18 protein-coding genes are annotated in these 19,128 nt (G+C 65.0%); 6 read left to right on the plus strand and 12 right to left on the minus strand.

Features of this window, described 5'->3' with window-relative positions; all coding sequences use genetic code 11:
- Nucleotides 1-264 precede the first annotated feature (264 nt).
- The 8 genes from HDG33_RS16985 to HDG33_RS17020 form a co-directional block, all read right to left on the minus strand.
- Nucleotides 265-741 carry a DUF3828 domain-containing protein gene (locus HDG33_RS16985; protein ID WP_184030910.1) on the minus strand — a complete coding sequence of 159 codons (477 nt, stop codon included), beginning with the start codon at nucleotides 739-741 and terminating at the stop codon, nucleotides 265-267.
- A 1,152-nt stretch (nucleotides 742-1,893) separates the two neighbouring features.
- Nucleotides 1,894-2,652: a phosphorylase gene (locus HDG33_RS16990; protein ID WP_184030923.1), complete on the minus strand. Its 759-nt coding sequence runs from the start codon at nucleotides 2,650-2,652 to the stop codon at nucleotides 1,894-1,896.
- 3 nt (nucleotides 2,653-2,655) lie between these two features.
- Nucleotides 2,656-4,734, minus strand: coding sequence for a squalene--hopene cyclase (gene shc / locus HDG33_RS16995; RefSeq protein WP_184030954.1), 2,079 nt, complete (start codon nucleotides 4,732-4,734; stop codon nucleotides 2,656-2,658).
- Nucleotides 4,731-5,999: a hydroxysqualene dehydroxylase HpnE gene (gene hpnE, locus HDG33_RS17000; RefSeq protein ID WP_184030973.1), complete on the minus strand. Its 1,269-nt coding sequence runs from the start codon at nucleotides 5,997-5,999 to the stop codon at nucleotides 4,731-4,733. The genes shc and hpnE overlap by 4 nt, the downstream gene beginning before the upstream one ends.
- Nucleotides 6,000-6,003: 4 nt before the next feature.
- A complete protein-coding gene (gene hpnD / locus HDG33_RS17005; protein ID WP_184031000.1) occupies nucleotides 6,004-6,852 on the minus strand; it encodes a presqualene diphosphate synthase HpnD in 849 nt (282 codons plus the stop codon).
- A gap of 233 nt (nucleotides 6,853-7,085) precedes the next feature.
- Nucleotides 7,086-8,036 (minus strand): diguanylate cyclase, encoded by a 951-nt coding sequence (locus HDG33_RS17010; RefSeq protein ID WP_184031016.1) that lies wholly within the window; start codon nucleotides 8,034-8,036, stop codon nucleotides 7,086-7,088.
- Nucleotides 8,033-8,656, minus strand: a complete 624-nt coding sequence (locus tag HDG33_RS17015; protein WP_184031036.1) for a chemotaxis protein CheC — start codon at nucleotides 8,654-8,656, stop codon at nucleotides 8,033-8,035. The genes HDG33_RS17010 and HDG33_RS17015 overlap by 4 nt, the downstream gene beginning before the upstream one ends.
- Nucleotides 8,649-9,014 carry a response regulator gene (locus tag HDG33_RS17020; protein WP_090808122.1) on the minus strand — a complete coding sequence of 122 codons (366 nt, stop codon included), beginning with the start codon at nucleotides 9,012-9,014 and terminating at the stop codon, nucleotides 8,649-8,651. Before HDG33_RS17020 ends, HDG33_RS17015 begins: the two co-directional genes overlap by 8 nt.
- A gap of 605 nt (nucleotides 9,015-9,619) precedes the next feature.
- Here HDG33_RS17020 and HDG33_RS17025 point away from each other — a divergent pair.
- Nucleotides 9,620-11,914: a hybrid sensor histidine kinase/response regulator gene (locus HDG33_RS17025; RefSeq protein ID WP_184031039.1), complete on the plus strand. Its 2,295-nt coding sequence runs from the start codon at nucleotides 9,620-9,622 to the stop codon at nucleotides 11,912-11,914.
- Between the two features lie 235 nt (nucleotides 11,915-12,149).
- Complete coding sequence (locus tag HDG33_RS17030) at nucleotides 12,150-13,319, plus strand: hypothetical protein (protein ID WP_184031042.1); 1,170 nt, start codon at nucleotides 12,150-12,152, stop codon at nucleotides 13,317-13,319.
- 104 nt (nucleotides 13,320-13,423) lie between these two features.
- Here the strand turns inward: HDG33_RS17030 and HDG33_RS17035 are convergent, their stop codons facing one another.
- Nucleotides 13,424-13,978, minus strand: coding sequence for an NADPH-dependent FMN reductase (locus tag HDG33_RS17035; protein ID WP_184031046.1), 555 nt, complete (start codon nucleotides 13,976-13,978; stop codon nucleotides 13,424-13,426).
- 290 nt (nucleotides 13,979-14,268) lie between these two features.
- Here HDG33_RS17035 and HDG33_RS17040 point away from each other — a divergent pair, with 290 nt between their 5' ends.
- Entirely contained in the window at nucleotides 14,269-14,484 is a 216-nt protein-coding gene (locus HDG33_RS17040) for a hypothetical protein (RefSeq protein WP_026226445.1), read from the plus strand.
- A 153-nt stretch (nucleotides 14,485-14,637) separates the two neighbouring features.
- Here the strand turns inward: HDG33_RS17040 and HDG33_RS37340 are convergent, their stop codons facing one another.
- Complete coding sequence (locus tag HDG33_RS37340; protein ID WP_018424013.1) at nucleotides 14,638-14,772, minus strand: hypothetical protein; 135 nt, start codon at nucleotides 14,770-14,772, stop codon at nucleotides 14,638-14,640.
- A 465-nt stretch (nucleotides 14,773-15,237) separates the two neighbouring features.
- On the opposite strand from HDG33_RS37340, the gene HDG33_RS17045 reads away from it, so the two are divergent.
- Nucleotides 15,238-15,846 carry an RNA polymerase factor sigma-70 gene (locus tag HDG33_RS17045; protein WP_184031048.1) on the plus strand — a complete coding sequence of 203 codons (609 nt, stop codon included), beginning with the start codon at nucleotides 15,238-15,240 and terminating at the stop codon, nucleotides 15,844-15,846.
- Nucleotides 15,827-16,039, plus strand: a complete 213-nt coding sequence (locus tag HDG33_RS17050) for a zf-HC2 domain-containing protein (protein WP_176078834.1) — start codon at nucleotides 15,827-15,829, stop codon at nucleotides 16,037-16,039. Before HDG33_RS17045 ends, HDG33_RS17050 begins: the two co-directional genes overlap by 20 nt.
- A gap of 24 nt (nucleotides 16,040-16,063) precedes the next feature.
- On the opposite strand, the gene HDG33_RS17055 is transcribed toward HDG33_RS17050, so the two are convergent.
- Both HDG33_RS17055 and HDG33_RS17060 read right to left on the minus strand, forming a co-directional pair.
- On the minus strand, nucleotides 16,064-16,354 hold the full coding sequence (locus HDG33_RS17055; protein ID WP_184031051.1) for a DUF1272 domain-containing protein: 291 nt from the start codon (nucleotides 16,352-16,354) through the stop codon (nucleotides 16,064-16,066).
- A 133-nt stretch (nucleotides 16,355-16,487) separates the two neighbouring features.
- Entirely contained in the window at nucleotides 16,488-17,864 is a 1,377-nt protein-coding gene (locus HDG33_RS17060; RefSeq protein ID WP_184031054.1) for a gluconate:H+ symporter, read from the minus strand.
- Nucleotides 17,865-18,111: 247 nt separating this feature from the next.
- On the opposite strand from HDG33_RS17060, the gene HDG33_RS17065 reads away from it, so the two are divergent.
- On the plus strand, nucleotides 18,112-19,095 hold the full coding sequence (locus HDG33_RS17065) for a sulfonate ABC transporter substrate-binding protein (RefSeq protein WP_184031057.1): 984 nt from the start codon (nucleotides 18,112-18,114) through the stop codon (nucleotides 19,093-19,095).
- Nucleotides 19,096-19,128 lie beyond the last annotated feature (33 nt).

Genomic DNA, 19,128 nt, shown 5'->3' on the forward strand with positions numbered 1-19,128 from the left:
CTGGGAACCGGCCGCCGTGCCCTGGCGCTTCATTCCAGCGCTACAAGGCACAGCGGGGCGCCCTGGATGGGCGCCCCACGCTGAAGTACAGCCAAACGTCACCCTTCCTCGACGGCCCTGACGGGTGCCGTTTGCGGTACCGGCTTGGAGTTCGCGCGATAGTGAGCGAACTGCTCGTCCGCGGAACGGATACTCGTGCGGCCATGCAGCGCCGACGGAAAAAAGCCCGCTCGACAGCGGGCGGGCAGGTTAGGAACGTATTCCCTAATCCATCGGGTCATACTGGTGGAATCCCTGATAGCCGGTTGTGTCCTCTACCTTGGTTATCCGCCAATGCCCGTTTTCCTTTGCGACGAACACGACGAGATTCTGTTTTTCCGTTAACCCGAACGTCACTGGAATTACCGCCGTCCCGCCGAGCGCGATTGCCGGATGCAAAGTCATCGTTGTGAGCCATATTTGCGGATCGAGGTCTTGCACCCGCGTGAAGTAGTCCGCACCGCCCGGCAAGCGTTTGTGGCGATAGTCGTCCCGCAGATTATCGACCGTCGGTTTTGCCACATAGTTGTAAATGTGGCTATCCGTCAGTTGATAAACGCTGCCCTCCCGCTGCAAATACCAAATGTAAAACGCCTTCACTGCGGCTTCTGGTGTATCCGGAGTCGCTGCGATGGTTACACCCGGCTCGAGTACCAACGCAAGAGCCAGTGAGGCAAAAACGCGCAAAAGAAATTTACTCATGGTCAGTCGTGCCGGAATATTTTGTATGCAGGTTTCATGGTTCGATAGGCCTGACCCGGATAAAACCCATGCAATTGTCGAAAATCCGATATCCATATCTGGCCGTCAAACATCGCCATGTGGCCGTATGGATGACCCGTAATGGCCTGAATAACTACCACGTCGCCGCGCTGCGGAGTGCCAGCCACCTCGTGAAACCCCGCTCCCACGAGCGACGAGCCGTAATCTTTCGCGTACGCCGTATGCGTAATCCGCAGTCCTCCCGCTTCAATCGCACGCCTAGTGTACTCCGCGCATCGGCTCTGGCTCGATAGCCTAGCGTTAGCTTGCAGGTATCGTACTGCGCCGGTTTTGTCCCATGCCATTTTTATCAGGCTCCTTAAGAAGAGGAGCCTGATAATTACCGCCACTCGATGGGAAAGTCGATTATTAATACGGAATTTGACCAGAATTTACAATTATATTCACCATTTCTATTACGGAGGATGTTATCCCAAAATAAAAACGGGCATTCATCGGCTAGAATTTTCTCTTTTTAACGGGAGAGCATTGTGAGCAATAACCGGTATTCACTCGGCCGCCTGGTGCTACCCGAGGACAGGCTGCCGTGATTGACACCAATATCTGGGAACGCCGTGCAGGCGGACCCGTTGCCGCTGACCCTACGCATGCGGGCAGAAGACGTGCGACTCGGAACATGGGACACCAAAGCCATTGAATCAGCGAACGCGCCGCCTCACTGCAATTGATCGCCTCGGATTGGTCGTTCCACAGACCATGCTGGCATTCATCCATCGTCATCCGGAAGTGCAAGCAAACAACAGGCCAGCGCGCCGGTACTACGCCTGTCTGGCGCTCCATCGCGCTGAGCTGCTATGAATTGGATCGTCGATAAAGTGGCGCTTCTGCTCGCCGCTATCGGCTGTGCGGCGATCGCATGGGGGCTGATTCGCTACAGCGGCCAGTGGTTTCCGCTGCTACTGTTCATACTGGCATTTGCGGGGCTTTACGCAGATAACCAGCGGCTGCGCAACCGCCTAAGGGACCTGGGCGAAGACTCGAGTCGCCGCTCCAGGGGTAGGTCACGCCCGCGCTAGCGACTTGCTGCCGGCCCCAGACGCAGTCGGGATGGCTAACCGCCATCCCCGTCGCTCAACTGCTGACGCCCGCGATCCGCAGCGCGCCGCCCTTCCCCAGGGCCTCCCGCGCCTCGACCAGCGTAGTCCGCGCGGCGCGCGCATCGCCGGCGAGTCGCAGCAGCGCGCCGAGTTGCGACGGCTGCCTCAGCAATTCGCGCAGAATCGGCCCGAGGGCGGTGCTGCCGTCGTCGCGCAAACCAGCGGTCGCGGCCGGCGGCAGCGTGCGCCAGGCCGGATCGACGATCGCGCGACACACGGCGAACGGCAGACCGTGCGCGGCAGCGGTCGCGCCAGCGATGTGCGATTCCATATCCACCGCGAGCGCGCCGGTCGATTCGTGCAGCGCGCGTTTGTCTTCGGCGGTGATCAGCGGCGCGGCGACTGCCGCCATCGCGCCACGGCGCAGACGTCCCGCGAGCCCTTCGGCCGTCCTGACGTTGGTCACGGCGGCGGCAATCCGCTCCGCCCATTGCCGATCCGTGTCGATACGCCCGAACGGCCCATGCACGGCATCCGCGACGATCAGCGCCCCCGGCTGCAGATCCGGCGCGAGCCCACCCGCCGTGCCGAAACTGACGATCCCCGCCGCGCCGCGAGCGACCGCCGCGTTCAGCGCGCGCTCGAGCAGATCGGCGCGCGCCGCGTACACGACTTCGACGCGCACGCTGCCGTCGCCGCGTGCGATGCGCGCCTCGAACGCCATGCCCGTCACGACGATCACCGGCAAGCTGCTATCGCCCGTCCCCACGGACGGCGTCATCGACACGGACATCCGTCACATCCCGACCGTGACGCGCGTGAGCCCATTGCGCTTCAGATGACGGAAGCGCGCGAGCGCCCACAGCGGGAAGAACTTGCGATAGCCGTGGTAGCGCAGATAAAACACGCGCGGAAAGCCGGTCGCGGTAAACCGGGTTTCGTCCCACAGCCCATGCTCGCGCTGCTCACGCTGCAGATAGTCGATACCGCGCGCCACCGCCTCGTGATCGACCTCCCCCGCCGCCATCAGCCCGAGCAGCGCCCACGCTGTCTGCGACGCGGTGCTCGGCGCACGCTCGTAGCCGCGATAGTCGAGCTTGTAGCTCTCGCCGCCCTCGCCCCAACCGCCGTCGTCGTTCTGGATCGACACGAGCCATTGCACCGCGCGCCGCATGCGCGGGTCGTCGTGTGGCATGCCGGCCGCGTTCAGCGAGCACAGCGCGGTCCATGTGCCGTAGATGTAGTTCAGGCCCCAGCGGCCGTACCAGCTGCCGTCCGACTCCTGCTCCTGCAGCATGTAGGCGAACGCGCGCCGCGCCGGCTCGCTGCTTTGCGGCAGCTCGCCGATCTGCGCGAACATCGACAGACAGCGGCCCGATACGTCCGCGGTCGGCGGATCGAGCAGCGCGCCGTGGTCCGAGAACGGAATGTTGTTCAGGTAGTACTGCGTGTTTTCCGGTTCGAACGCGCCCCAGCCGCCGTCGCTGCTTTGCATGCCGACCACCCATTCGCGCGCGCGGGCAATTGCTTCGCGATCGACATCGGATTGCGTGAGCGCCGCCGAGCGGTGCATCGCCATCGCGACCACCGCGGTATCGTCGACATCCGGGAAATGTGCGTTGTTGTACTGGAACGCCCAGCCGCCCGGCCGCACGTTGGGGCGGCGCGAAATCCAGTCGCCGCGCACGTCGAGAATCTGCAGCGGACGCAGCCACGCGAGCCCGCGTTCGGCCGCCTGTTCGGCGCGCGCTTCGCCGGTTTCGAGCAAAGCGTGCGCGGCGAGCGACGTATCCCACACCGGCGACAGACACGGCTGGCAATAGGCTTCGTCGTCCTTGATGACGAGCAGCTTGTCGAGAGATTTGCGAGCGATCGCGCGATGCGGATGATCGGCCGGATAGCCTAGCACGTCGTACATCATCACCAAGTTGGCCATCGCCGGGAAAATCGCGCCGAGGCCGTCCTCGCCGTTCAGCCGTTCGTCCACGAACGCGAGCGCCGCGCGGATCGCGCGCTCGCGGGTCGCCTTCGGCAACAGGCCATCGACCGCGCGCAGCACCGAATCGACACAACGGAACAGGCCGAACCAGCCCGCGTGCTGATGCGGTGCGCGCTGGTTCATGCCGGTGTTCACCGGCGCGCCGCGGAACAGCTCGTCGATGCGCACCTTGCGCGGATTACGCGCGAGCGGCCGCTTCGCGTTGAGCACCAGCAGCGGCACGATCACCGTGCGCGCCCAGTACGACACCTTCGACAGATGGAACGGGAACCACACCGGCAGCAGCATGATCTCGACCGGCATCATCGGCACCGCGCGCCACGACACCACGCCAAAGAGGGCGAGCAGGATTCGCGTGAACACGTTCACGTGTTCCGCGCCGCCGTGCGCGAGGATCGCGTCGCGCGCGCGCACCATGTGCTCGGCATCGACCGGGTCGCCGATCATTTTCAGCGCGAAGTACGCCTTCACGCTCGCGCTGATGTCGAGCGCGCCGTCGGTGAAGAGCGGCCAGCCGCCGTTCGGCAACTGGATGCGGCGCAGATAACGGGCGATCTTCTGTTCGAGTTCGAGGTTCGGCGTTTCGCCGAGATAGTGGACCAGCAACACGTATTCGGCCGGAATCGTCGCGTCGGCTTCGAGTTCGTAGACCCAATGGCCGTCCGGCTGCTGCGCGGCCAGGATAGCATCGGTCGCGCGCGTGATCGATGCGTCGAGCGGGCTCGCGCCCTGCACGGGCGCCGGCGTTGCGGTTGCCAATGCGTCCGCCACGGCGGGCGCGTTGGCAACCACGGCAGCTTCGGCCAGGTCCGGCGCCGCATCGGCGGCTTCGGGCAGCGCCGCGTCGAGCGGCTGGGTGTGAGATAAGTCGTTCATCTGCGTTCCATCGGTTGATTCAGCAGCGTATCCGCGGCCTTCTGGCCGGAGCGGATCGCGCCTTCGAGCATCGCGGGCAGGCCGGTGGCCGTCCAGTCGCCCGCGAGCAGCAAATTGTTCCAGCGAGTGCGCGTGCCCGCCCGCAATGTCTCCTGCGCGGGCAGCGCGGCAAACGTCGCGCGCGATTCCATCACCACCTGCCAGCGCGGCAGCGGCGCGACCGGCAGATTGACCGCCTGCGCGACCTCGGCCCAGACGGTCGCTGCCAGCACGTCATGCGGCGTGTCGACGAGCCGCTCGGCGCCGTTGAGCGTCACCGACAGGCGGTCGTCGAACGCAAACAACCATTCGGCCGTTCCGTTCAGCAGCGCGGTGATCTGCGGCAGGCCGAACGGCGGCTCGACCGCGAAATGCACGTTAAGCGCGGCCGCGAAACGCGTCGGCGCGCGCAGGCCCGGCACGAGAGCCACCGCGGCTTCGGGCGGCAGCGCGAGAATCACTGCCTCGTTCGCGCCGAGCGCGATGCTCTCATCGTCGAAATGCAGCGCCTGCACACGGGCCGGGTCGGCCGCGAACGTGATGTCGCACAGACGCGAACCGAGCCGGATCGTCGCGCCGCCATGTTGCAGCAGACGCAGCGCCGGATCGACGAACGCGCTGCCAAGACCATTACGCGCGACCAGCGGCCGGCACGCGAGCCCGCCCGCGAGCAGCGTTTCGCGCACGAGCGCGCCGGTCAGTTCGGCCGACGCGTCGCGCGGCTCCAGATTCAGCAGCACATGCAGCAGCGGCCGCAGCAACCGTTCCCACAGCGGACCGTGACAGCGCATCGTCTGCGCGACGCTGCGGCCCGGTTTCGCAAACAGCAGCGGCACGAGCGACAGGTAATCGGTCGGGCCCGTGTTCGGCACGCGCGCGTGCGCATCGAAAATCCACCACGGCAAACTCCCCGGCGACAGACGCACGCTCCAGCGCGAACGCGTGGCCAGATCGACGAACGGATACTCGGGCTGCGCGGGGCCGACCAGTTCGTCGGCGGCGCCGATCGCGCGCACGTAGTTGAGCGTCGCGGCATTGGCCGACAACACGATGTGATTGCCGCTGTCGAGCGTCGCACCAAGCTTCGCGTCGTAGTACGAACGGCAGCGGCCGCCCGCGTGATCCTGCGCTTCGTGCAGCACGACCCGCGCGCCGCGCCGCTGCAGTTGCACGGCGGCGGCGAGCCCGGCCACGCCTGCGCCGACCACGTGGACGAGCTTCGGCATCAGCTCAGAAAAGCGCGTAACGCGCGACGATCCACAGCAGGCGCAGCTTCGGCTTGCGGACCTTCGTGCGCGGAACGTCGAAGCCGCGCTCCAGCGCGCGCTCGAGCAGCACGCGATAGACGCCCGACATGATGCGCGGCGCGCGCACCTGAGCGCGCGGCTCGCGATCCATGATCGCGTCGGACTCGGCGAAGTGCTCCTTCGCGCGCTCGGCGAGCGTCGCGCAGACGCGCGGCAGCGTCGGATCGTCAGCGATCTGCCGCGGGTCCGTGGCCGCGATGCCTTCGCGCGCGAGCAGCTCGCGCGGTAGATAGCAGCGGTTGATGACGGCGTCTTCGTCGATATCGCGCAGGATGTTGGTGAGCTGCAGCGCGCGGCCGAGATGGTGCGCGAGCAGCCGGCCCGGCTCGTCACGCATCCCGAATATCCTCACCGACAGACGGCCGGCCGCGCTTGCGACGCGGTCGCAATAGAGGTCGAGCGTGGCGTCGTCGGGCGCGCAGATGTCGGCGGCGGCATCCATCGCCATGCCGTCGATCATTGCGTGAAAATCCTCGCGTTGCAGATGAAACGTGTGAATGTGCCGCGTCAGCGCGCGCAGCGACGCGCGCGGCTGGCCGGCGTAGCAAGCGTCGATCTCGGCGCGCCATTGCTCGAGCCCGGCCGCGCGCTCGGCGCGCGGCAGGTCGCTGTCGGCGATGTCGTCGACGGCGCGGCAGAAGGCGTAGACCTGGTACATCGCATCGCGCTGCGCCGCCGGCAAGATGCGCATCGCAAGATAAAACGAGCTGCCGGACGTGGCAGCAGCGGCGTCGATTTCAGTATCGTCCACGACAAGATTGGAAACAGCCAAGACGATCTCCGCTGGAGGCGCCCGCTGAAAGGCGTTCAAAGAGGTTTTTATGCCGACCCGCAGGGCAGTGGGCCCGCGCGCGCGGACACGCGCGAAACATCCGGCTGGGCGGCCGGAAACGGCGAAAAGTATAGCAATCTTTGCCGGTGACCGCAGTTTCGCCGGTCAATAGGGGGACGGGAAGGAAGGCCGCCGGGCGCGGCGGCCTCGACCGCGCCGCCCCCGCTAGCGAATCAGGCTCCCGCGAGCCGGAACGCGACCGCGCAGTTGCGGCCCTGACGCTTTGCGCTATAGAGCGCCGCGTCGGCCTCGTTGATCAGCACGTCGTAGGCGGGCACGCCGGCGCGCGCCGTCGCGCCGCCGAGGCTCGCCGTGACCGGCACGCTGGTGCCGATCAGCTCCACCGGCGTTTCCTCGATCACGCGACGGATCTTCTCCGCCACCAGCATCGCGTCGTCGAGCGGCGTGCACGGCAGCAGCAGCGCGAACTCTTCGCCGCCGAAGCGCCCGAACGTGTCCTGTGCGCGCACCACGCCGGCGACGCGCTGCGCCATCACACGCAGCACCGTATCGCCGACGCCATGACCGAACTGGTCGTTGATCTTCTTGAAGTGATCGAGGTCGAACAGCAACATCGACATCTCGCCGCCGTAGCGCTGCCAGCGCGTGAACTCGTCGCGCAGCCGCGTTTCGAAAAAGCGCCGGTTCGCGATGCCGGTCAGTCCGTCGCGATTCGCGTACTCCTGCAGCTTCGCAACTGCCTCCTCGCGTTCGCGCTGCACGATGCTCACATGCGTCACGTCGGAGATCGTCACACACACGGCCACCACTTCACGACCGCGCATCAGCGGCATGAACGTGCAGTCCTGCTGCATGAAGTCGACCCCACCGGTGATCGGCCGGTCGTGATCGAACTTGAACAGATACGGGCGCTGCTCCCACGAGCTGAACGCAAAGCTGCCGAGCTGAAACACGCTCTCGATCTTGCGCGACAGCCACACGCGCGGCAGCTCCGGAAAGTTCTGGTAGATCGATTGGCCGACCACCTGCTCCGCCGACAGGCCGCTATGGTCCTGCATGAAGCGATTCCACATCAGCACGTTCAGTTCACGGTCGAGCACGAAGATGCCAAAACCGACCCGCTCGACCACGAGGTCGCTCAACGATTCCACGGAGACGTTCATATACTGGACAGCAGCGCATCGAGCGCTTCGTTCATGTGACGGATTGATTCTTCGGCCATCAGCATCACCAGATGCGCGCGAAAACTCTGATGTTCGAGCGCGAAATTCACTTCGACGAGCAGCGCCACCTGCCATTGCAGCACGCCGGGCTGGAACACTTCGTCGAGCGTCAGCGTGTCGCCGAGCATGCCCGGCGCGGAAAACACCGGCGTGCGGCCGAGCTGGTCGAGTATCGACGACACGCACGCGCCGGACAGCAGATTCGCGACGTCGAGCATCAGTTCGCGCTCGCCGACCTCCTCGTAGCTCGAACGCGCGTACGGGTCGCGGACGAGCGAACACAGCTGCGCGATGCTGTCGCTGCGACAGATCACCAGCACCTCGCCCTTGATGTCCGAGCGAAAGCCCTGGCGCACCGCGCTGACCGTGTCGTCGATATGGGTCATCTCGCGCAGCGTGCGCGCCGCGTCGCTCACCGCGACCATCCGCACGCGCGGCACCGACAGCTCGATGAACGAATCGAGCAGGCCCGCGAGCCGCGTCGCGGCCCGGCCCATCGCGAGATTGGCGATTTCCTGTAGCGCGTCGCGCTGGTCTTCGGTGAAGGCGGGCTCAGACATACAAGCCGTACTCCTTGAGGATGGGCAGGACCGCCTCCGGCGTCACCGGCTTGGCGATGAACGCGATCGCGCCGAGCTCGCGCACGCGCTGCTGGGCGAGCGGCTGCACGTCGGCGGAAACGACGATCACGAAGGTGTTGAGGTCCTCGTGCTGCAACGCTTCGAGGACCTGGTAGCCGGTCATGTCCGGCATCGTCAGGTCGAGGAACATCACCGATGCCTTGCCCTCGCGATATAGCGTGAGCGCCTCGTGCCCGTTCGTCGCGTAGGACACGTCGACTGCCCAGTCGGGCGGCAGTGCCTTCGTGAGCAACTTGCGGGCGAGCAGCGAATCGTCGGCGATCACAATGGGGAGCATGGCAACGGCGGGTCGGGCGGTTTGGGCGGGTCGGATAAAGGAATCGGCTGGTTCATCTGCGCGCTTTGCGCGCCTGGTTGTGTGCGTATTTCGTTCGTCACGACAGCGGAGGGTGGCACACCTTCGCGTGATGCCGACCGATGCACGACCAGGTACAGTGGCGCCTGTCGAATTGCAATTGCCTTTGGCGAGAGGGGGTGCGAATGCAGCAGGACGCGTTTGGCGAACCTTGACGATCCGGCGCACAGAGGTGGCAACGGCCCTTTTATCGTGACGAGGATTGTCGAAGTAAAATCGCGCAAAAGCAACTCGCCAGAATCGCTGACGGTAACGATCTGTTTCTCTGCTAGGCGAATTTCAGAAATAGATCTATCGTCGAGGCGGACATTTTTTTATCTTTATCCTTTTGTGTACGTTTGCGCTTCCCGATTCGTCGCTGTTTTAAAGCCGCTCTTAAAGAACGGCCGGCACGGCGGACGCCCATCCCCCACGCTTTGCGGCAAAGTTTTCCGTGCTGCGTCTATGCTTGTTCTGAAGGCGGCATGGTGCCGGCAACGGCCCGATACGGGGCTGCCACATCCGAACGACTTTTCGCGTCAACGACAATGACATCAGACCGGGTCGACTCCGCGCGCGCGGGCCGTCTTTCGCGTCGTCCTGCCCGCGAGCAGGACGACGCGTCGTTTCCGGCCGTGCCGGAACAGAATTTCCAGGTGCGTCGCATCACGCTGATCGCGCTGCTGGTCGCGGCGATCGTGCTGCCGTTCGTCTACGTCGCGGCGATGGCATTCGCCGATCTGCGCTCGCGCGAGGCCGACGCCACCGATCTGGCGCTGCGCACGGTGCGGGTCGCCGAAGAACACGCGTTGAAGGTGTTCGACATGAACGAGACGCTGAACTCGCGCATCGTCGATCTGACCGACGGCCTCGACGACGACGGCATTCGCGCGCGCGAACACACGATTCACGACAAGTTGCGCACGATGGGCGGCGGCTATCCGCAGGTAGCCTCGGTGTCGATCTTCGGCCAGCAGGGCGCGCTGCTCGTGAGCAGCCGCCTGTATCCGTCGCCGGAAAATTCGATCGGCCAGCGCGACGATTTCGTCGGCATCCGCGACGGCAACGTGCTCGAACGCGTGTCGAAAGTGATGACGGGACATGTGAGCGGCGAGCAGGTGTTCAACATGGGCGTCGAGCGCCAGGCGCCCAATGGCTCGTTCGCGGGCGTCGTGTCGATCGCGCTGCGGCCCAGCTATTTCGACGCGTTCTATCGCGAGTTGCTCGGCAGCAGCGACGCTACGCCGATCATCATGAGCCTCGTGCGCACCGACGGCGCGGTGCTCGCGCATTACCCGCGCGGCCCACGCGAGCCGACCGCGCTCGCGTCCGATTCGCCGTTCGCCGAAGCGGTCAGGCAGGGGCAGCGCTCCGGCGTCGTGCGGATGCGCTCGAGCTTCGCCGGCGGCAACCTGATCGTCGCCTTCCGGCACGTCGGCTCGTATCCGGTCTACGTGCTGTGCGGCTATCGCACGTCGGCGATCTGGGCCGCCTGGTACAAGCACCTGAGCGTGCTGGTCCTGTCGATGTTCACGCCGTCGATCGCGCTGTGGTGCGTGATCTGGCTGTCGCTGCGCCGCCTCGGCGCCGAAGAGGAAGCGTGGCAGCGTTGGCAGGCCGAGGCATCGATGCGCCGCTCGATCGAATCTGCGTACCGCCAGTCGCGCAAGATGGAAGCGCTCGGCACGCTGGTCGGCAGCGTCGCGCACGACTTCAACAACCTGCTGATGATCCTGTCGGCCAACGTGCAGATCGTGCGACGGCGCGGCGTCGGCGGACTGGAGCGCGAACTGTCGGCGATGGAGCGCGCGCTGAAGAGCGGTCAGTCGCTGACGCGGCAGCTGCTCGGCGTCGCGCGCAAGCAGCCGCTGCGCACCGAGACGCTGTCGCTCGAACGCTGGCTGCCGTCGTGCCGCGAACTGCTGCGCGCGTCGCTCGGCGCGAAGGTGTCGCTCGTGATCGATAGCGGCGTCGATACCTGGCCGGTGCGCGTCGACGTCGCCGAGCTCGAGCTCGCGCTGATCAACGTCGCCGTCAATGCGCGCGATGCGATGGCCAACGGCGGGCGCTTGACGGTGCGCGCGAGCAATGTCGTGTTCCGTCACGAGGACGGCTTTCCGCTGACCGGCGAGTTCGTGCAACTGTCGCTCGAGGACACCGGCGCCGGTATGGCGCCCGACGTGCTCGCGCGCGCGTTCGAGCCGCTTTTCACGACCAAGCCCAAAGGCATGGGCACGGGACTCGGGTTGCCGCAGGTCTTCGCGTTCTGCGAGGGCTCGGGCGGGCTCGCGGCAATCGACAGCGCGATCGGCGCGGGCACCTCGGTGCGGCTCTATCTGCCGCGCGCGTCGACCGAGCCGCACACGACCGGGCCTGCAGAAGCGCTAGCGACCGAAAGCGGCGTGCCACAGGGTCTGCGCGTGCTGCTCGTCGAGGACGACGAAGAAGTCGCCGCCGGCACCGAGGCGCTGCTGCAGATGATGGGTCATCAGGTCACCTGCGTGTTCAACGCCGACACGGCGCTGCGTGTACTCGACGACGCCCGCGCGCAGCGCGCGAGCACCGGCGAGCCGCTGCCGTTCGATCTGGTGCTGTCGGACATCCACATGCCCGGCAAGATGAACGGCATCGATCTGGCCGAAGCGGTGCTCAGGTTCGACCCACAGCTGCCTGTCATCCTCGTCACCGGCTACGCGGAAGAGCTCGATCGCGCGCGGCACGCGAACGTGCGCGTGCTGTCCAAGCCGTTCGATATCGGACTGCTGGAGCAACTGCTCGAAACGATCCAGCACGACGCCGTGCAAACGAGCAACGATGCCGCCACGCATCCGGCCGATACCTGATGTCCACGTCATGCCGGCGTCATTTACCGGGCCTTGTAAAAAGCGCGGCGCTTACACGCCGCGCTTTTTTCATCGTGAGCCCGCGTCATGCGTAGCACGCCGGGCAGCGCGGCTGGGCATGGGACGCGGCGGCGCCGCGCGGCGGTGCGGGGCATGAAGGTTGCTTGCCTTCAGACGGCAAGGGGACGACGCCGCGAGCGTCGCCCGTTCCAGCAGAGCATGTTGGGAGACAACCATGCAACATACCGTGATTGGTTTATTCGACACTTACATGCAGGCCGAAACCGCCCGCGACACGCTCGTGCAAACCGGCTTTGCGCGCGAGAAGATCGAGTTGCAGGCGAACGCCGAACCTTCGGTTGGCTCGGCCACCAGCGAAGTCGCCAACGCGGGCGTGCTCGCGAATATCGAGCGCTTTCTCGCCAGCCTGTTCTCGACCGGGCCGCGCTCATCGGACACTGCGCGATATGCCGAGGCGATGCGGCGCGGCGCGGTGCTCGTGTGCGTCCACGCGGCAAGCGAGTCGCATGCGGAGCTGGCGCGCAATACGCTCGTGCGGCTCGGCGCCACGGATATCGGCGACCGCCCGCCCGAGGCGGACACGCCGGCCGCCACCGACCGCGACCACTCGATACTCGATGAGCTGGGCATCGGCGCGGTGATGCCGGGAACGCCGCGCACGTCGAGCGTAACGACCGAGGCGGTTGCGACGCCCGGGATGCGCGACACCACTGCGACACCGGGGGCGGCGGGCGTGAGTTCGAGCAGCGGCGCAGCGGGTGCGGCGGCCATGACCGAATCGACCGGAATCGCCGGCGCGACGGGCGCCACTTCGGCGACCGGTACGACCGCACCCGACACCATGCCCCCTCCCGCCACTCCGCGCCCTGATCCGCTGACCGCCATGCCGCCGGCGGACATCGGCGCCGCCGCCAAGCCGTTCGCGCCGCCGCCGATCAGCGAACGGCCGATGAGCGATCCGGTCAACGAACCCATCGTCGATCCGCTCGCCGGCGATGCGGGACGCAGCGCGATCGCGGCCGGCTCGGTACCTGGTTCGGGCGCGGTGATGCAGCCGTCCGACATCGTCCCCGAAGGCGGGCAGCCGGGCACCGGTCCCGGCGCGCAGATGCCGAACGAGTATCTGGAGTACGAAGAAGATTTCCGCGCGCACTACGACGAGCAGTACGCCGCCGCGAATGCGCGCTATGAAGACTATGTGCCGGCCTATCGCTACGGCGCGGAGATCGCTCGCGACGCGCGATTCCGCAATCGTCCGTGGGATGAGATCGAGCCCGAAGCACGCCGCCATTGGGAAACCACGTCGCCGGACAGCACGTGGGAGCGCTTCAAGCTCGCGGTGCGTCACGGCTGGGAGCGGGTGACCGGCCATCACCACGCGTAGGCGATGCGCCTGGCGACACGAGCGCGGCCGCCTTACGCGGCGCGCGCTGTGTTCGCGTTGCTTCGGCGGATGGTCAGGACGCGGTCAGCGGCGCTGAGGCTCGGCTACACCGCCCCGTGCCGCTTGATCCACGTGACGTAGCGGTCCATGAACGTCTGCAGGAACTTGCGCGTGCCGTCGTTGACGATCTCGCCTTTTTCGTTGATCACCGCTGGATCGTGCTTGATGAACACCTCGGGCTGCCCCATCGCCGCGACGTCGAGATAGGCGAGCACGTTGCGCAGATGCTGCTGAGCGAGCGCGCTACCGGTCGCACCGACCGAGGTGCCGATCACCGCGCCGGGCTTGTTGGCCCACGAGTTGGTGCCCCACGGCCGCGAGCCCCAGTCGAGCGCGTTTTTCAGCACGCCCGGTATCGAGCGGTTGTATTCGGGCGTCACGAACAGCAGACCGTCCGCGGCTTGCACGCGCTCCTTGAGCTTCTTGCCGGCTTCGGGATAGTCGGCGTCGTAGTCCTGGGAGTACAGCGGCAAGGAGCCGATATCGATGTATTCGAAGGTGAAATCGGCTGGAGCGAGGGAAATCACCGCCTGAGCCAGCTGACGATTGAACGAATCTCGCCGCAGGCTGCCGACGACCACTGCAATGTGATAGGCCATGTTCGCTTCCTCAGGTAAGGCGCTCGACGCGCAGAGAGTACGAACTGTCCATCATAGGCAAAAGCCGCGCGAAACGCCCAGGCCCTGGCGGATTTGGCCAGGTCATAGCGGATCGGGAAGGATTCTTGCGGCACCGGTCGGTGGATAACCTCGCGGCTCGAAAAGTTATCCACAGATTCGCTGAATAACCTTGTGGATAAGTGGAACTTTTGCCTTGCCAATCAAGCATGCCTTCGGGCCAGGGCGATCTGAGGCAAATGGACACCATCGACATTCTGGAGGACCGGATCATGAGTCTCGACTATGCAGGAAAATCCCACGACGAAGCGGTCGCCGCGCGCAAGAAAGCGCGGCAGCGCGCGCAGGAGCCGGCGGGCGGCGAGATGGCCGTCGACGGCGTCGAAGCCGATGCCACGCATAGCTGCGGCGAGTTGTCGGAACGAGGCAAACAGGTGTGGCGCACGGGCGCCGGACTCGATGGCGGAGGGAAGGCGCCGAGCCGCTAGGACTCGCGGGTTGTCCGTCGGCCGTGGCTAGAAGGGGCCGCTTGACGCCGCCGTATCCCCATGCAGGCCGAATGCTGAATACTGGAATACGAAAGGGCGCCGTTGCCGGCGCCCTTTTCTCATGCTTCCTTGCTGCGTATTTCGACGTGCCGATCAGTTGCCAAAAAATACGTTGCAGTACGACGCCGGGCCGTTGCAGGTCGAAGCCGGAGCGTCGGCGTGAGCGACACCCGAAGCCGCTGCGAACAGCGCGGCCGAAGCGATCAGGGCGGAGAAAATTCGTTTCATGGTGTGCGTCCTCGTTTGTGTGTGGGTTGCGCGATCTGATGCGATCGATGGCGTGAAGAATAGCGAGCGGGCCCGCGTCCACAAACAGCGAAGATGAGAAGACATTATTTTATAAATTGAAATAATCGCTATTGGGTGGTTGGGTTGAATTGGTGGTCGACCGCGACGCGTTGATCGGTCGGCGTGGCGAACCAGCACCCTTGTCGCGCGCAGGCTCGAAATATCATTTCTTGCAACAATTAATTTCCGTTGTCATAAGCGGCCGCGCCGCGCGACGAAGCTCCTCGAGCATCGATTGCCAAGGGGCATATGTTCAATACCGATTCGCTAGGGCAGGAACGTGAGGGAGAATGGCGCACGCATCCGCAAACCGTGCGAGGACGACCATCTGCTCATGAATCACGACGTTTCAGGACGACACGCTCAGCGCAGCGCGCGGCCGACAGCGCAGCGACGGAGCATGCCGTGACGCAGCCAGGCGCTCCCTCGCTGGACGATCCCATTTATCTCGCGCAATTGCGGCGTGACCTCGTGCGCTTCGCCCGTCTGCAATTGCGCGATGCCGCGGCCGCCGAGGACGCCGTGCAGGAAGCGCTGACCGCCGCGTGGACTCAGGCCACGCGTTTCGCCGCGCAGTCGGAGCACAAGACCTGGGTGTTCGGCATCCTGCGCCATAAGCTCGTCGACACGCTGCGCGCGCGCCAGCGCACGGTCAATCTGTCGGCGCTCGAAGCCGAACTCGACGGCGAGGCGCTGCTTGATCGCGAGCTCTTCAAGGACAACGGCCACTGGTCGCGCGAGACCAAACCGCGTCCGTGGCCGACACCCGAAACTGCATTGCGCCAGCAGCAATTCTGGACGCTGTTCGAGATGTGCCTCGAGCATTTGCCCGAGCACATTGGACGCGTGTTCATGATGCGGGAGTTTCTCGACCTCGGCATCGCGGCGATCTGCGCCGAACTGCAGATCAACGCGAATCATTGCAGCGTGCTGATCTATCGCGCGCGGCTGCGGCTGCGCACGTGCCTGAGCGAAAAAGGCCTATCCAGCGAGGATGCGAATGGGGAAATGTAAGGACATCACGCGGCTGCTATCCGATGCGCTCGACCGCTCCCTGTCGACTGGCGAATGGCTCGCGATCCGCCTGCATCTGCCGACCTGCAGCGGGTGCCGGAACTATCGCAAACAGATCCGCCTGCTGCGGGTCGCCGCGCATGTGGCGAGCGGAGCGGCGAACGTGGATGGAGAGGTGAGCGGCGACGAGTGATTTGCCGCTTTGCCACACCGCAGTTCAGCGCTCGCCGATCGGCACGTCGCGATAGCGTTCGAAAAAGCGAGCATGCGATGCTTCATCGATGCCGACAGGATGCGCATCGGCACGCGCCGGATGTTTGGCGAGTTGCGCGCGGGTGCGAATCGGCCGATGCGCGAAATTGCCGCCGCAATTCGGACACACGTTGCGCAGCCTCGTCAGCGCGCAGACCTCGCAGAACGTGCATTCGTAGGTGCAGATCATTGCGTCGGGCGCATTCGGCGGAAGTGACTTGCCGCAGCCTTCGCAGGTTGGTCGCAATTCGAGCATGACGGTGGCTCCTGTTGTTGATGACGCGAGGCGCGGCTTGCTGCCTGGCGTCGCGTGAGGTTTTGCGCGCGTGTTCCGCTGTGCGCGCGTCAACCCGCTGCCCAAATGGGTGAGGCTGTCGCGCGCGCCGTGCTCACGTCAAGACGCTCCACAGCACGAGCGTCAACGCGAGACCGACGACCGATACGATCGTCTGCAAGACCGACCACACCAGCACAGTCTGGTTAAGCTGGAGTCCGAAATATTCGCGGACCATCCAGAAGCCGGCGTCGTTCACATGGCAGAAGAACACCGAGCCGGCGCCGATCGCGAGCGCCATCAGCGAATTGTGCGTCGCGCTGAGGCCCGCGACGACCGGCGCGACGATGCCGGCCGTCGTCGTCGTGGCGACCGTCGCCGAGCCGGTGGCCTGACGCAGCGCGACGGCGATCAACCAGGCGAGCAAGATCAGCGGCATATGCGCCCCGACCGCGATCTTGCCGATCGTCGTGCTGATGCCAGCGACGACGAGCGCCTGTTTCAGGCCGCCGCCCGCGCCGATCGTCAGCAACAGCGCGGCGATCGGCGGCAGGCTTTTGCGCAGAATGCCCCCGACGCGCTCGCGCGCCATGCCGCGCGACCAGCCGAGCGCGACCACCGCGAACAGCACGGTGAGGCCCAGCGCGATCAGCGGCTCGCCAAGAAAATTCAGCGTATCGAAGAGCAACGTTTCGGGCTCGAGTAGCAGCTTCGCGACCGTGCGGCCGAGCATCAGAATGACGGGCAGCAGGATCGTGATCAGAGAGATCGCGAAGCCCGGCGGCTCGAAGCCGTTCTGCTCGGCGGTGAACAGCTTGCCCATTTCTTTCGGCTCGACGACGTGCATGCGTTTCGACAGCCAGATGCCATACAGCGGACCGGCGAGGACCACCGCGGGAAGCGCCACGATCAGGCCGAGGCCCAACGTCAAACCGAGATCGGCGTGCAACGCGCTCACCGCGATCAGCGGACCCGGATGCGGCGGCAGCAGCGCATGCAGCGTCGTCATACCGGCGAGCGCGGGAATCGCGATGCGCAGAATCGGCTGCTGTGCGCGACGCGCCATGACGAAGATGATCGGCACCATCATCACGAGGCCGACTTCGAAGAACAGCGGCAGGCCGATGAGCAGCGCGACGACGGCCATCATCCACGGCAGCGTGCGCGGGGTCGAGTGCGCGAGGATCGTCGACACGAGCCGGTCGGCGGCGCCCGATTCGGCCATCAACGCACCGAGCATCGCGCCCAGCGCAATGATGATGCCGACGTCGCCGAGCAACGCGCCGGCGCCTTTGCTGAACGCGCTCGCGACTGCTTCGAGCGGCAGGCCGGCCGTGAAGCCCGCCGCGAAGGTGCCGACCAGGATCGACAGGAACGGCGCGAGCTTCAGCACGCTGATGAAGATGATGATCAGTGCTAGTCCAAGCGCGCACGACAGGATCAGTTGGGTGTCGTGGGCGGCCCACGGTGTCAGTGTTGTCGTTACAGGCACGGCGGCTTTTTTCCTCTCTTCGCTTGCAGTCGATCGATGCAGCCGCGAGCTGGTGGTCGCGGGCGCTTGTTTTGCCGGTCGATTGTAGCGGCAGGGGACAGGTTGGGCTTTGGGCAATGCTTCGCTACTGCCGCATGATTTGCTTATGCGAATTTATCGGTTCGTCCAGGTCCGCAGACGAATTATCGTCGGAGCCAGTCGGACCATCTTTTGGCGTCCGTTAAATTCTTTTTCGACGAGTATTCTCATGTCCCGTGATTCGCTGCTGACGCGCCGTACGTTTCTGGCCGGCGTAGGCGCAACGCTGGCCGCCGCCGCGTTGCCGGTCTTCTCCGCCGCCGCATTTGCCGCCGATGAACATGCAAAAGAACTTCGCATCGGATATCAGAAAGCCGCAAGCACCCTGGTATTGCTGAAGGCGCACGGCACGCTCGAAAAGCGGCTTGCGCCACTTGGCATCACGGTCAAATGGACCGAGTTTCCGGCCGGGCCGCAATTGCTGGAAGGGCTGAACGTCGGCGCGATCGATTTCGGCTATGTGGGCGAAGCGCCGCCCGTGTTCGCGCAGGCCGCGGGTGCCAATTTCGTCTACACGGCGTATGAAATTCCGACGCCGCACGCCGAAGGCATCCTCGTGCATCCGGACGCGCCAATCAAAACCTTGGCCGATTTGAAGGGAAAGAAGATTGCGCTGAACAAGGGCTCGGATGTGCACTGGTTTCTCGTCGCCGCGTTGCAGAAGAACGGCGTGAAGTTCAGCGAAATCCAACCCGTGTATCTGCCGCCCGCCGATGCACGTGCGGCCTTCGAGCGCGGTGCGGTCGATGCGTGGGCGATCTGGGATCCGTTCCTCGAAGCCGCCAGGCGGCAAACGAACGCGCGGCTGCTCGCCGACGCCGAGGGTATCGTGAGTCACCACCAGTTCTTTCTCAGCGCGCGGCCCTTCGCGCAACAGAACGGCGACGTCCTTGCGATCGTGATCGATGAAGTCGGCAAGGAAGGGGAGTGGGTGCGCGGCCATTACAGCGAGGCTGCCGCCCAACTCGCGCCGATTCAAGGGCTCGACGCGAGCGTGATCGAATCAGGCTTGCGGCATTACGCGCATATCTACAAGCCCATCGACGCGAACGTGCTTGCAGAACAACAGCGCATCGCGGATACGTTCACCGAACTGCATCTGATTCCGACGAAGATCGTGACCAAGGATGCCGCGCTGTCCGGCAAAGCGTAGCGCAGCAGTTCGAGTCCGCATTGCCCACATCGT

Source organism: Paraburkholderia sp. Cpub6 (assembly GCF_014201065.1).
GTDB lineage: Bacteria > Pseudomonadota > Gammaproteobacteria > Burkholderiales > Burkholderiaceae > Paraburkholderia > Paraburkholderia tuberum.

What these genes read in the sequence shown, in the direction of transcription:
- HDG33_RS17040 (WP_026226445.1), top strand. Translation starts at nt 14,269, where the DNA reads ATGAGTCTCGACTATGCAGGAAAATCCCACGACGAAGCGGTCGCCGCG.
- HDG33_RS17020 (WP_090808122.1), bottom strand. Translation starts at nt 9,014, where the DNA reads ATGCTCCCCATTGTGATCGCCGACGATTCGCTGCTCGCCCGCAAGTTG.
- HDG33_RS17015 (WP_184031036.1), bottom strand. Translation starts at nt 8,656, where the DNA reads ATGTCTGAGCCCGCCTTCACCGAAGACCAGCGCGACGCGCTACAGGAA.
- HDG33_RS16990 (WP_184030923.1), bottom strand. Translation starts at nt 2,652, where the DNA reads ATGTCCGTGTCGATGACGCCGTCCGTGGGGACGGGCGATAGCAGCTTG.
- HDG33_RS17035 (WP_184031046.1), bottom strand. Translation starts at nt 13,978, where the DNA reads ATGGCCTATCACATTGCAGTGGTCGTCGGCAGCCTGCGGCGAGATTCG.
- shc (WP_184030954.1), bottom strand. Translation starts at nt 4,734, where the DNA reads ATGAACGACTTATCTCACACCCAGCCGCTCGACGCGGCGCTGCCCGAA.
- HDG33_RS17055 (WP_184031051.1), bottom strand. Translation starts at nt 16,354, where the DNA reads ATGCTCGAATTGCGACCAACCTGCGAAGGCTGCGGCAAGTCACTTCCG.
- HDG33_RS17050 (WP_176078834.1), top strand. Translation starts at nt 15,827, where the DNA reads ATGCGAATGGGGAAATGTAAGGACATCACGCGGCTGCTATCCGATGCG.
- HDG33_RS16985 (WP_184030910.1), bottom strand. Translation starts at nt 741, where the DNA reads ATGAGTAAATTTCTTTTGCGCGTTTTTGCCTCACTGGCTCTTGCGTTG.
- HDG33_RS17030 (WP_184031042.1), top strand. Translation starts at nt 12,150, where the DNA reads ATGCAACATACCGTGATTGGTTTATTCGACACTTACATGCAGGCCGAA.
- HDG33_RS17065 (WP_184031057.1), top strand. Translation starts at nt 18,112, where the DNA reads ATGTCCCGTGATTCGCTGCTGACGCGCCGTACGTTTCTGGCCGGCGTA.
- HDG33_RS17025 (WP_184031039.1), top strand. Translation starts at nt 9,620, where the DNA reads ATGACATCAGACCGGGTCGACTCCGCGCGCGCGGGCCGTCTTTCGCGT.
- hpnE (WP_184030973.1), bottom strand. Translation starts at nt 5,999, where the DNA reads ATGCCGAAGCTCGTCCACGTGGTCGGCGCAGGCGTGGCCGGGCTCGCC.
- HDG33_RS17010 (WP_184031016.1), bottom strand. Translation starts at nt 8,036, where the DNA reads ATGAACGTCTCCGTGGAATCGTTGAGCGACCTCGTGGTCGAGCGGGTC.
- HDG33_RS37340 (WP_018424013.1), bottom strand. Translation starts at nt 14,772, where the DNA reads ATGAAACGAATTTTCTCCGCCCTGATCGCTTCGGCCGCGCTGTTCGCA.